Annotated in this window: 11 protein-coding genes; 7 read left to right on the top strand and 4 right to left on the bottom strand. The window is 41.0% G+C overall.

What is annotated here, in order from left to right:
• Nucleotides 1–24 precede the first annotated feature (24 nt).
• Together O2S85_RS12985 and O2S85_RS12980 are read right to left on the bottom strand one after the other, a co-directional pair.
• The gene (locus O2S85_RS12985) at nucleotides 25–1,122 is read right to left on the bottom strand and encodes an ABC transporter ATP-binding protein (protein ID WP_269409741.1); all 1,098 of its coding nucleotides are present in this window, start codon (nucleotides 1,120–1,122) and stop codon (nucleotides 25–27) included.
• A 108-nt stretch (nucleotides 1,123–1,230) separates the two neighbouring features.
• Nucleotides 1,231–2,073 (bottom strand): PucR family transcriptional regulator, encoded by an 843-nt coding sequence (locus tag O2S85_RS12980; RefSeq protein ID WP_269409740.1) that lies wholly within the window; start codon nucleotides 2,071–2,073, stop codon nucleotides 1,231–1,233.
• Nucleotides 2,074–2,291: 218 nt separating this feature from the next.
• Here O2S85_RS12980 and O2S85_RS12975 point away from each other — a divergent pair, with 218 nt between their 5' ends.
• On the top strand, nucleotides 2,292–2,651 hold the full coding sequence (locus O2S85_RS12975; protein WP_269409739.1) for a YlbF/YmcA family competence regulator: 360 nt from the start codon (nucleotides 2,292–2,294) through the stop codon (nucleotides 2,649–2,651).
• A gap of 364 nt (nucleotides 2,652–3,015) precedes the next feature.
• On the opposite strand, the gene O2S85_RS12970 is transcribed toward O2S85_RS12975, so the two are convergent.
• Nucleotides 3,016–3,201: a YhzD family protein gene (locus O2S85_RS12970; protein ID WP_269409738.1), complete on the bottom strand. Its 186-nt coding sequence runs from the start codon at nucleotides 3,199–3,201 to the stop codon at nucleotides 3,016–3,018.
• A 186-nt stretch (nucleotides 3,202–3,387) separates the two neighbouring features.
• Between O2S85_RS12970 and O2S85_RS12965 the strand changes: the two genes are divergently transcribed.
• From O2S85_RS12965 to O2S85_RS12945, 5 genes are all read left to right on the top strand, one after another.
• Entirely contained in the window at nucleotides 3,388–4,287 is a 900-nt protein-coding gene (locus tag O2S85_RS12965; protein WP_269409737.1) for an ABC transporter ATP-binding protein, read from the top strand.
• Nucleotides 4,280–5,530: an ABC transporter permease gene (locus tag O2S85_RS12960; protein WP_269409736.1), complete on the top strand. Its 1,251-nt coding sequence runs from the start codon at nucleotides 4,280–4,282 to the stop codon at nucleotides 5,528–5,530. The genes O2S85_RS12965 and O2S85_RS12960 overlap by 8 nt, the downstream gene beginning before the upstream one ends.
• A 453-nt stretch (nucleotides 5,531–5,983) precedes the next feature.
• The gene (locus O2S85_RS12955; RefSeq protein WP_269409735.1) at nucleotides 5,984–7,231 is read left to right on the top strand and encodes a metallophosphoesterase family protein; all 1,248 of its coding nucleotides are present in this window, start codon (nucleotides 5,984–5,986) and stop codon (nucleotides 7,229–7,231) included.
• Nucleotides 7,228–10,185: an ATP-binding protein gene (locus tag O2S85_RS12950; RefSeq protein WP_269409734.1), complete on the top strand. Its 2,958-nt coding sequence runs from the start codon at nucleotides 7,228–7,230 to the stop codon at nucleotides 10,183–10,185. The genes O2S85_RS12955 and O2S85_RS12950 overlap by 4 nt, the downstream gene beginning before the upstream one ends.
• Nucleotides 10,186–10,235: 50 nt before the next feature.
• Nucleotides 10,236–10,784, top strand: coding sequence for a GbsR/MarR family transcriptional regulator (locus O2S85_RS12945; RefSeq protein WP_269409733.1), 549 nt, complete (start codon nucleotides 10,236–10,238; stop codon nucleotides 10,782–10,784).
• A gap of 121 nt (nucleotides 10,785–10,905) precedes the next feature.
• Here O2S85_RS12945 and O2S85_RS12940 read toward each other — a convergent pair whose 3' ends face one another.
• Nucleotides 10,906–12,135 carry a hydrolase gene (locus O2S85_RS12940; RefSeq protein ID WP_269409732.1) on the bottom strand — a complete coding sequence of 410 codons (1,230 nt, stop codon included), beginning with the start codon at nucleotides 12,133–12,135 and terminating at the stop codon, nucleotides 10,906–10,908.
• Nucleotides 12,136–12,258: 123 nt separating this feature from the next.
• Here O2S85_RS12940 and O2S85_RS12935 point away from each other — a divergent pair, with 123 nt between their 5' ends.
• On the top strand, nucleotides 12,259–12,483 hold the full coding sequence (locus tag O2S85_RS12935; protein WP_269409731.1) for a sporulation YhaL family protein: 225 nt from the start codon (nucleotides 12,259–12,261) through the stop codon (nucleotides 12,481–12,483).
• Nucleotides 12,484–12,532: the final 49 nt, after the last annotated feature.

The following is a 12,532-nucleotide window of genomic DNA, read 5'->3' as shown; positions in this document are numbered from 1 at the left end:
TTTTTCTATACATATAAACAAAACTTAATGAATGCGCAGCTCTGTATCTGTGTCAAAAAAGTGGACCTTATTCATATCAAAGGCTAAGTCGACCTGCTCGCCACCGGTTATGTCCGATCGGGAATCGACCCTGGCAACAAAATCCTGTTCATTCACCTTGGAATAAAGGTAGGATTCTGCCCCCATCAATTCGGCGACATCAATTGTGGCGGTGATTTTTGTGTCTGGTGTGGAATCGATGAATACGGGTTCGTCATGAATATCCTCGGGACGAATACCCAGGACTACATCCTTGTTCACATATCCTTGTTCACGTAATATTTTCATTTTACCCTCTGGCACTTTTACGCTTACATCACCTATTTGAAAGGATCCGTCCACCAATTTTCCAGAAAGGAAGTTCATGGATGGCGAACCAATAAATCCGCCAACAAACATGTTCTCCGGTTTATCATATACTTCTTTCGGTGCACCAACCTGTTGGATAATCCCATCTTTCATGACGACTAGTCTGGTTGCCATCGTCATCGCCTCAGTTTGGTCGTGGGTTACGTAGATGGTCGTTGTTTGCAGACGCTGGTGCAGTTTTTGAATTTCCGCACGCATTTGGACGCGAAGCTTGGCATCCAGGTTGGATAGTGGCTCGTCCATTAAAAATACTTTGGCATCACGAACAATTGCCCGGCCCAAGGCAACCCGCTGCCGCTGACCACCGGAAAGTGCTTTTGGTTTCCGATCCAAATACGCCTCTAATCCCAAAATTTTCGCTGCATTTTCCACCCGTTTTTTAATTTCATCCTTTTTAAATTTCCGTAATTTCAAACCAAACGCCATGTTATCGTAAACATTCATGTGTGGATATAGAGCATAGTTTTGGAAAACCATGGCAATATCACGGTCTTTTGGTGCAACATCATTCATTTTTCTATCATCAATATAAAGTTCCCCGTCCGTTATTTCCTCAAGTCCGGCAATCATTCGCAATGTGGTGGACTTCCCGCAGCCAGAAGGACCAACAAATACAATAAATTCCTTATCTTGTATATGTAGGTTAAAGTCATCCACCGCAATCGATTTCTTGTCATATGATTTTTGAATGTGATCCAAACGTAATTCAGCCATTTTTCATATCTCCTCCATGTAATCCCTTTCATACATCTATTGTATAAAAAAGTTTGAAAAGGGGAAATAGTAAACATGCCCGAAGATCTTTCGTTATTTTGTGCACGTTTACAAATCCAGCTGCTTTTTTATTAGTAAGGCGAATTGTACGGTCATAGCTGCTTGAAACTGCCTGATATCAATCCCGGTTTTTTCAATAAATTTATCAATTCGGTATTGGAGACTGTTCCGGTGCATATACAATTCTTTTGCTGTTACCGAGATGTTCAAATTATGCTGAATGAATGTTTCGACTGTTTCCAGCAGCTCTTTATCAGCTAATACGTCATGGAAAACAATCTCGGGAACATAGTGAAGGAAAGTATCATTTGCTTGGTCAATAAGCAAATACGGAATCGCCGTGATATAGGACACCACCTTATCTGTCGAGTAGTGAAAGACGGTTGGCGCATCGTGTAACAGCTGCTGATAATATGGTTTTGCCTTTTTTATATCATACAGGTACGGTCCAACGTAAAATTTAATATTGACATATAAATCGCTTATTAGTACATCGACAATTTGCTCATAGGAAAGGCTTTCGTCAGTTTCTTCCACAATTATTCCTGTATGGTTGTTCTCCCATAGAATAGAGATCCTGGTTGTAAAAATATCCCGAATTGCTTCTTTAAATGCGTCAGGCTCCAGCTGATTGATGGGGAAGGAAAAAAAGACAAACCGATATTTGTCTATAGGACGGTTGATGGGAATTTCTCCATGTTGCACCAGCTGTGTCCACCATCGTTCGTCATCGGTCATCGATGGCAGTTCTACATGATAAGGTGTTAAAAAAGCGGACAATAATGTGTGATCTTTATCCGTTAATTCATCCTTTTTGATACCGATCAGTTCATTGTTTTCAGTTATGAACCATTGATAGTCCGTTTTTGTGATGTGTTTGGTATCTTTCATAAAAATACATGATGGAAATATGGCTTGTAGTGTTGTGATCATGTGCAAAATCCTTTTTAATATGATTCGATTACAATTGTGCTCGTTTTGATGGATAACATTACATTCATTATAGCATGATTCCGCCGATATTTGGCTTGATCAATTTTTTAAAATGGTATACATGAGGTCGCTCCTCTGTTATAGTTGTTTTAGCTGAAAATTGAGGAGGAATGATCGTGCCAAACATTTACGATCGTGCATATGATTTGGAAAAAGCCATACGGGAAAGTGAAGAATTCAATCACTTGAAAGATGCCTATGAGCTAGTGATGAACGACCCATCAGCAAAGCAAATGTTTGATAATTTCCGTGATACCCAAATGGAATTACAGGAAAAGCAAATGAAGGGTGAAGATATTTCCGAGGAGGAAGTGGAGAAGGCCCGTAATATTGTAGAGCTTGTTCAACAGCATGATGCCATTTCCAAACTAATGGAACAAGAACAGCGGTTAAATTTGGTAATCAATGATGTGAGCCGGATTATTACTAAGCCATTGGAAGAACTTTACGGTAATCCGGAAGAGCAGCAACAGTAAAAGTATACATAAATGGGACCCGGAGTTTTTCCGGGTCTTTTTATGTTCGGTACGATCGTATGAAGGTCTTTGAAATTCATAAACGGGCTGTTGTACCTGCTTGAGTCCTTTGAAAAAGTGCATGTCCGTCAGTTAGGCAAAAATTGATCAGGTCGGGAACAAAGTTGATCAATAAAGCGTGAAAGTTGATCGAACTAGGCGAAAAGTTGATCAAGTGCCCATAAAAGTTGATCGAACCGGACGGAAAGTTGATCTTGCGGGTACAAAATCGATCGAGTGTGCGGAAAAATGAATTGAACTGTACATATCGTCTGGATGTTTCATTAACCTCTCCCTGTCCCCGAGCAGGAAAACGTCCCTTTTCTCATCGGTGAAACAATAGCAGCTTTGCTTCTGGTGAGACGCAGCGGTGGGTATATTCAGTATAGCCCTCGTCTTCCAGCCGTGCTTGACCCACTTTTTTAGCTTCAGTATCATTCTCCGCCGAAAATGACTCATCAAGTAATTTATTTCCATTCTTTTCAAAAACAGTTAATACGTATGTCCGCATTTATTTTACCTCCCGAAATATTTCTTCCTAATTTCATACTATTCGACACCACCCGTAAAAAATCCTGCAATCAAAGCCAAAAAGCATGGTAAAATGGGATTACTATGCCAGCAGGAAGCATTAAAAATAAATGAAACCATTAGCTAATTAATAACGTAACATAAACGGGAGAGAGGAGAGGGTCTGATGACATTATCGTTACAAAATGTGACCAAACGGTTTGACAAGCACACAGCTGTTGATCATTTATCACTGGAAATTCCGGAAAAAGAGATGTACGGGTTTCTTGGTGGGAATGGCGCAGGAAAAACAACCACATTCCGGATGATCCTTGGATTGTTGGATGTAACACAAGGATCAATCACTTGGAATGGAGACTCAATCGGTTATAACAAAAGCCATTTAATCGGTTATTTACCAGAGGAACGGGGGCTGTATCCCAAGCTAAAGGTTCGTGAGCAAATTATTTATTTGGCAAAATTGCGGGGGATGAGCAAACATGATGCTTTGACCGAACTAACAGGATGGCTTGATCGATTAAAGGTACCGGAATATCTGGATAAAAAGGTAGAGGAATTATCCAAGGGGAACCAGCAAAAAATTCAATTTATCTCCGCCGTGATTCATCAGCCGAAATTGTTGATTCTGGATGAACCATTTTCCGGACTGGATCCGGTCAATGTAGAAATGTTGAAAGAAGCGGTTGTTGAACTAAAGGAGCAAGGGACTTCCATCGTATTTTCATCACATCGGATGGAACATGTGGAAGAACTTTGCGAGCATTTGTGTATTTTGCATAAAGGACACCAGGTTGTTGAGGGACGCCTGCGAGATATTAAACGATCATTTGGCAAGAAAAATCTATTAATCCATGCGGATGCATCATTGGAATTTTTGCGGGATCATCATGGGGTTGTCCAATACAAGTCATTAACAGAAGGTTGCAGTTTGCAGATTGAAAATGAAGCAGTATCACAGGAGATTTTTCAGGAATTGCAGGGTAAGGGTTTTGTTCGCAGGTTTGAATTAGAAGAGCCATCATTGAATGATATTTTTATTGAGAAGGTAGGTGACGCCTATGAATAAATTTTGGATTATTTTGTCACATACATTTTTGACAAGGGTTAAGGCTAAATCGTTCTTGATTACGACGCTTATTTCGTTAGTAATCATTTTTGCCATTGCCAATATCCAAACGATTATTAATTTGTTTTCAGGTGATGAGGATAACAAAGTCGCGGTGATTGATGAATCTGGGGAACTATTTAAGCCATTTCAGAAAAGTGTAAAAAGTGCAGATGATGATTTCCAACTGGTTGCTTTTGATGGTACGGAGGAAGAAGGGAAACAGGCCGTTACAGATGAGGATTATCAGGCTTTAGTTGTCTTGTCTATGAATGAAAATAAATTACCTGAAGCAACGTATTTCGCCAATACGATCACTGATTCTGAGCGACAAATGACGATGGAACAGCAATTACAGCAGTTGAAAATCTCCATGGCAACGCAACAGGCAGGAATTGATCAGGGAACATTGGCTGACATTTATGCACCGGTAGACTTTCATACGGTTTCCTTGGATAAAAGTGCAAAAACCGATGAGGAGCTTAATCAAGCACGAGGTATTGTTTATGTCATGCTATTTTTATTATATATGACGGTGTTGATTTACGGACAAATGATTGCCCAGGATGTCGCCACGGAAAAGTCTTCACGGGTAATGGAAATATTGATCTCCAGCGTGTCACCGGTCACACAGATGTTTGCAAAGATTTTTGGTATTGCTTTGGTCGGGATCACGCAAATTGTTGTGATTATTGGAGCGGGTTATCTGATGGTTTCCGCTAAACAGGATGACATGACCAGTGAAATTTTTACGTACTTTGGTATTGGGGGTGCGTCCCTTTCCCTGTTTGTTTACGCGGTTGTCTTTTTTATCCTTGGTTATTTGCTTTATGCAACACTGGCAGCTATGTTAGGATCATTGGTTAGCAGAATAGAAGATGTCCAGCAGCTAATGATGCCCATGATGTTTCTGGTTATCGCTGCTTTTATGATTGCCATGTTTGGGTTAGGTGTTCCAGAATCCAGTTTTGTAAAAATCAGTTCGTATATCCCATTTTTCAGTCCGATGTTGATGTTTCTCAGGGTCGGCATGGTCGATGTTCCGATTTGGCAGGTTGCTTTGTCGATCGGTATCTTAGTGGCGACGATTGTGCTGTTTGCAATCATTGGCGCTAGGATTTATAAGGGCGGTGTACTGATGTATGGCAATGCCGGCTCGTTAAAAGATTTGAAAAAGGCATTAAAATTGTCGAAAAAAGAATAGCTGATTTTATAAATAAAGGCCACCTGGGTGTGGTCTTTTAATATGCGGCCAAATCTGTAGAAATATCAACCCAAAAAATTAATGACAGCATCAAAATCTATGGTTGAAAATAATGAATAGAAATGGTGATGATAAACTAGCTAGCGGAGGAAAAACACGGAGACTCCTGTGGGAATGCGCAGTGTGAAGACCCCGCAGAAAAAGTGCGGTGTTAAGGAAGGCCGACTAAAAACGGCCTTTGCGGCCAACATCGGCATACCCTTTGCCAGGGCAAGGAGGCTGAGGACAAGCCCACGGAAAGCGTAGTGTTTTTCCGTAGCGGTCGCCTGTATCAAAATTACATCTAATCTGTCAACCATAGATTTTGGTTAAGGCCAACATTAATTTGTCATATTTTCGAACGTGCATGCTACAATAGCCTTTGGTAAGATAAGGGTAAAGGTGGTGGTGACGTTGCCCGAACAGAAGCAAATTTCTTTTTTGCATGCGGCTGACCTGCATTTGGATACCCCATTTAAGGGGTTAGCCCGTGTTCCGGAAGCTATTTTTAAAGAAATTCAAGAAAGTACATTTATGGCGCTGAACCGGCTCGTGGAAACTGCAATTGATAAGCAGGTTGATCTTATTTTGCTTGTTGGTGATTTATTTGATAATGAGCGGCCAAGTCTGAAGGCGCAAATTAAACTAAGAGATTTATTTGTGAAACTGAATCATCATCATATTTCGGTTTTTATATCATACGGGAATCATGACTATATCAACGGGAACCGCTATCCGATTACCTACCCGGATAATGTGTTTATTTTTCCGGATGAAACGGTACGCTCGTTTATTTACGAAAAGGATGGGGAAAAGCTTGCTGCAATTTACGGGTTTAGTTATGAAAATCAGGCAGTACTTACAAATAAAGCGCAAGAATTCGTGATTCATCATAACGACATTCCGTTTCATATTGCGATGTTACATGGCAGTTTACATCGTAACACGGAGCATGACACGTATGCCCCGTTTGCTGTGGCCGATCTGAAACAACAGCCGTTTGATTATTGGGCATTGGGACATATTCATCAACGGGAAACACTTGCGGAGAACCCGCCAATCATTTATCCAGGCAATACCCAAGGCCGTCACCGGAAAGAGGCAGGGGAAAAAGGGTGTTACTATACGGTATTGACGCAAACTGGTATCCAGTCATCATTTATTCCATTACAGTCGATTCAGTTTCATACCGTAACACTTGATATCAGCTCTTGTAAGCAAGCTGAGCAGTTGACATCTGTTATCGAAAACACAGTAACAGACAAACGTAATAAAGGGCGGCAACTCATTTCGCTTGTGCTAACGAGTTCATCACAGGAACACCAGAAATGGGAAACAGATGGAATCATTAGTGATTGTTTAGAACTGGTCAATGAGTCTTTCCTTCAGCAGGTGAATTGGGTATACATTTATCAGCATCAACTAGAACAGGTCGTCAAGCCATCAGAGGAAATGCTCGCTCAAGGGGAGCACTTTTTCGGTGAACTTGTCAGACATGCGGAGAATACATCCATTAAGCCGTTTATCAGTGAATTATATCAGCATCGACAGGCACGAAAATACTTACCTCATCTAGCAAATGATGAGGAAGAATTAATTAAGCAAAAAGCGCAGCAATATCTTCTTCAGGAACTGTTAAATCAGGGAGGCGACCCATCGTGAGAATCGTACAGGCAACAATTGACGGATTTGGCAAATGGTATGATGAAACAATTGATTTTTCATCGGCTAACCTGACATGCTTGTACGGGGAAAATGAATCGGGGAAATCAACGCTCTATCAATTTATTTTGTTTATGTTATTTGGTTTGTCCCCAAAGAAACGAGAGCTGTTCCACCCGAAAACAGGGGCAAAAATGGGGGGACGATTAACTTTATATGATCCGGAAATAGGGGAGTATACAGTTGAACGCTATGATGCCAAGAGGAACGGAGCAGCTGTATGTTATACGAGTGATGGGCAATTCAAGGATGAAGCATGGCTTTATAAACGACTAAATGGTATGACCCTCCAGACCTATCAGGCGATTTTTTCGTTTTCTGCTAATGATTTGGCGGGGCTTCGGGAAATGAAGGAAGAGGACCTTGGTGATGTGTTATTGAGTATCGGAATGACTGGGGCAAAAAACATTCAGAAGGTAGAAAAGCAATTAGATGCACAAATGGCAGCGTTGTTTAAACCGTATGGAAAAAAGCCGGTGATCAATGAACAGCTGGCCTTGTTAAACGAATTGCGGACATCATTACAGCAGGCGGATCAGGAGGAGGCAAGTTATCGCGAACGAAAGGACATGATTGATCAATTGGAAACCGAGATCAATCAGTTAAAACAAAATTTACAACAGGAAAAACAGTTGCTTTCTTTCTGTGATAAACAAATGCAGGCATTACCACTCATCCAGCAATATCGCTTTTATAAGAAACAATTAGCAGCACTGCCAACATCGATTTCTTTTCCGGAAGATGGAGTAAATCGGTTTCAACAGATAAAGGATGCGCTTTTGCCAATACAAAGTGAACACGCCGTTATAATGGATAACTTGGAAACATACCGTGCCAATAAAAAACAATTAATGGCCGATCAAGTTAGTGATGCGGTTTATGAACAAGCGTGTGAACTGTTGGAACAAGCAACGAATTATTTGGAAAAAGAACGCGATCAACAGAAACTTCTGGAGAAGAAACAGCAAAAAGAAGCACAACTAACAGCATCATTGGATCAATTAAACATTGGAATCACGACTGATGATTTAGCGATGCTGTCTTTATCCTTTCATACAGAAGATACTTGGAATAAACTTGTGCAAAATAGCAATCAAATCGCACTGGAATGGGAACAATTTGAACAGGAAGAACGGATAGCCAAACGTCAGCAACAGGATCTACTCGAGCAGCAAGAAACATTACAGACGCAGGTTTTATCCGGTTCACGTGTCGAGGAGTTAAGACAGACGGTACAAACCTATCAACAACAGACGCAATCCGAAAATCAACATCAAACAGGTTCAAAGCAATGGCAACAATTGAAACAGAAAAAGGAAAAGTCGGCAAAACAGGTATTGATTGGAAGTTTCTTCGCAGCCTTGATCTGTCTTGGTGGATTGTGGGTGTTTGATAGAACCAATGTATGGATCACCATTGTCGTGATACTAGTTATCGGGATCGGATGCTGGGGATGGATGAAACGATCGCTGAGGGATATGGAGCAATTGTTTGAACATGAGGAACAGGCGCCACTGTATGTCACCGAACAAGCATGGATGGAGGCAAAGGATTTATTGGCAAAAAATGAGCGTCATGAAGCAGAACTTTCTGCTATTAAGGATCAGCTTAAAACCGCCAATGTGCAATGGTTAACGTTAGCCGAACGCAAGAACACGTTGGAGGTGAAACAGGAACGTTTACAGCAGCAAATCGAGCAGCAATATGCGATCTATCCATTTTTGCGGGAAGTAGATTTAGCATATTGGACACCGCTTTATCATGCATTGCGCAGTGCGCTGAGCGTATATAGAGAAATCAAACAAATCGCCGAAAAACAAGCAACGATAGAGCAAGAAATGGACCAATTTGCGAAGAATATGCAGACGTTTTTTCAAGGAAGCGATGGGGAATCGACTAGCAAATCAGTTGATGAAAACATGAAACGATTGGAGAAGCTTGTCAAGGATCACCAGCAAACAAACGAACGTAAGGAACACTTGGACCGTCTGATTCAGGATAATGTATCGCAACTGGAGACGGTCAAGCAGCGGATGCGTGTTTACCAAAAAGAGCAACAAACATTATATAAGGCAGCCGTGGTAGAAACAGAGGAGGAATTCTTTCAAAAGGCGAAAACATGGGAGGCAATTAATGATTTTCGCACCAAACTTGCTGTGGTAAATGATCAGCTTTCTTCCTTTTTTTCACAAGACGAGTGGAAAAAAGTTTGTAAGGCCTCACTACAAGAACAAGAATTGAAACAGGAGCAGGAGCATCATCTTTCCACGATCAAGTCTATGGAAACAACCCTGGATACAAAGCGGCAGGCATTGGCCGATCAAAACGCGGAAATTAACAGACTGGAAACATCACAACAGTACTCGCAGTTGCTGCACCGGTTTGAGATGGAGCGGGAACAATTGGAGGAGTTCGCCAGGAAATGGGCTGTATTAAAAACGGCCAAAGAACTGTTAATCGAAACGAAACGCGATTATCGGGATAAATATTTGCAGGCGGTGATGGACAAAACAAGTGCCTATTTCGCCAAATTAACGAATCATAAGTATACGAGCGTTGCAGTATCACAAGGGAACCAGTTTATTCAGGTGATGTCGACTGATCAAATACGTTATTCTGTGAATGAATTATCCAAGGGGACAACCGACCAGTTGTATGTGTCTTTGCGGATCGCCATTAGTGAGGTGATGAGTGAGCAACATGGTTTGCCGTTTGTGATTGACGATGCGTTTGTCCATTTTGATGCTTTGCGAACGGAAAACATGCTAACCATTTTAGAAACCATTGCCGAAAAACAGCAAATTATCTTGTTTACTTGCAAGAACGATGTCAAAAATACGGTTCGTAACGGAAAAGTTGTTCATATAGAAAATACTGTTCGCATTTCTTCATAAATAATGATAAACTATTTCCAGATAATCACGAATAGGTGGAGGGAATTCCATTGTCAGAGGATCAGAAATCAAAGGAATGGGAAAAATACGAGGAAACAATTGAAAAATTCATCCAGGTTATTGCAAAGAATATGAATTTGTATGGTATCACTTCATCTGTTGGCCGGTTATATGGCGTCATGTATTTCTCGGATAATCCATTAACATTGGACGATATGCGTGAAGCACTGAAGATGAGCAAGACAAGCATGTCAACAGGGGTTCGGGCATTATCGGAAATGAAGATGGTGGAATCCACGTTTAGACGCGGTGTCCGCAAAGATCTGTATCGGACCGAAGATGATTGGTACAAGTCGTTTACCTCACTGTTTGGCAATCGCTGGCGTCAACATACCGAAACAAATATTGAAGAAGCAGAGGAAACAATTGAGGAGTTGACCTATATTGCCGGACAAACAAACGATGAGACATTAAAAGAAGCGATTAATAACGATATTGAACGTTTACGCTATGCACAAAATTATTATAAATGGCTCATGAAATTTATCCAGGTCGTGGAGTCAGGGGAAATCTTTAAATATATTCCAAAGAATAAATAAGCAGCATCAGTTGAGCAGGCAGACAAAACTGCTACCGCCTTGGGATTTACTGGCGGTAGCTGTTGCCAAACTTAAATTGGATGCCTTTCGTACCTTTTTACAAGGTTCGGACTATGCTCCCTTACTTGATCATTTCTGTATTTTCATACCTGCTATCAAGGAAATCGACAATATGAATAATATACCCTTCAATGGATTGTGGTGATCGAATGCATGAACCCCATTCCGGCAGTCCATGATGGCATAGGATACAGTGAGACATTTCGTGAATTTCCGTTAATGAAAGACTTATTCTCTCCGTTTCAATAATTCTGGCAAGCATGAGTACCCCATACGGAATATGCCCAACCCTGGCACCTAAAGCATCCATGGTGATTCCCGCCTGCTTACGGTTTTCAGTTTCTGAAATGTCAGCGGTTGGAAACAGAAACGTGAACGTATCAAATGTTTTCCCGGCATGATCATATTCCAATAGTTTACCAATGTCATGAAAGAGAATACTAGTTAAGATAGTATCATAGTTTGGTGTGGCCTCTTTATACCCCATCATTCCTTGCAACATATGGTACAGATGGTCAATCGTATCTTTCCAGACAAACTGTTGTTGTATAGGCTCGTTTGTTTGAAACTGCGTCCAAAGTTCCTTCTTGTATGCCTTTTCGACAACATTGATCAGCTTCATTACCGCTTTGAAAGGATCACTCTCTAGTTTTAGGATGTACCTGGCAAAGCGCATCAGGCCAACCGTATGTTTTAATAACCCGCCTAAATAATTGTGATGGTATCCTTTTGCAGCCGGCCGAATCCGGAATTGATCCCAAAAGCGGTCCATTGCAGCGAATGAAATATCCATAAATGGCGGTTGTAATTCCCGAAGATACGTAAATAGTTCAACCGTTAAGTCATCCATGTTTTGTCTGGTATAAGCCAACAATGAGAAGGGATTAATCGCTTCATCACACGGTGTCAGCTGATTAATCGTTACGGATTTATGACCGCGAAATTCGTCAACGATCCCCTCGATATCAAACACTGCATATTTTTCCAGTAGCGGCTGGTATTTGTCTACCTCGCCTTGGTTATCCCACATTTTTGCCTGAATCATTCCGGCATTATTACTAAATCGTATTTTTAAAAACTGTTTATTCGTTTTGGTAAGCTGTACCTGAAAATCATTCAAAAGCACACGGGTTTGTACATGGTTTCCCTGGACTTCATGTTGTAGATCAAAGTATTCCTCACTGTCTGGCAAGGCTGGTGGGGGAAACCGGGTAAGAATTTCTTTGCGTTCTTCAGCGGAAATGTCATATTTAATCGGGATAAATTCATAAAAGTATGCTTGATCCGGCATCTTGTTTCACTCCAATTACAAGTTTCATGTATGTGTTCAATCAAACAATCCACTCTATTGTAACGTATAACAACCTTGTGATTCGAGAATAAAGTGATGTGCTTGTACATATATATGAAATAGATGATGATTGACAAGGGGGACGAGGACATGATTGTCGGGGTACCTTGGTGGGTATTTATGTTGATCCTGTTTATTTTCTTGAGCGGATATATGTCATTTCGAGCCATGCGTGCGGAAAAGAAGTTGGATCAGCAATTTATTGAACAGCAAGGGAATGTGTATCTTGAGCGAATGCGTGAAGAACGACAAAAGAGGGAAAACCAGCACAAGACGGGGCTTTCCTAGCATAAGCTAAATACAGTCATGAGGTTGATGCCTTTCTTAACTTATAAAA

Origin of the sequence: Lentibacillus daqui, from assembly GCF_027186265.1 — a bacterium.
Lineage (GTDB): Bacteria > Bacillota > Bacilli > Bacillales > Amphibacillaceae > Lentibacillus_C > Lentibacillus_C daqui.
Note: the sequence above shows the minus strand (reverse complement) of the source record. Positions and strands in the feature narration are given on the sequence as shown.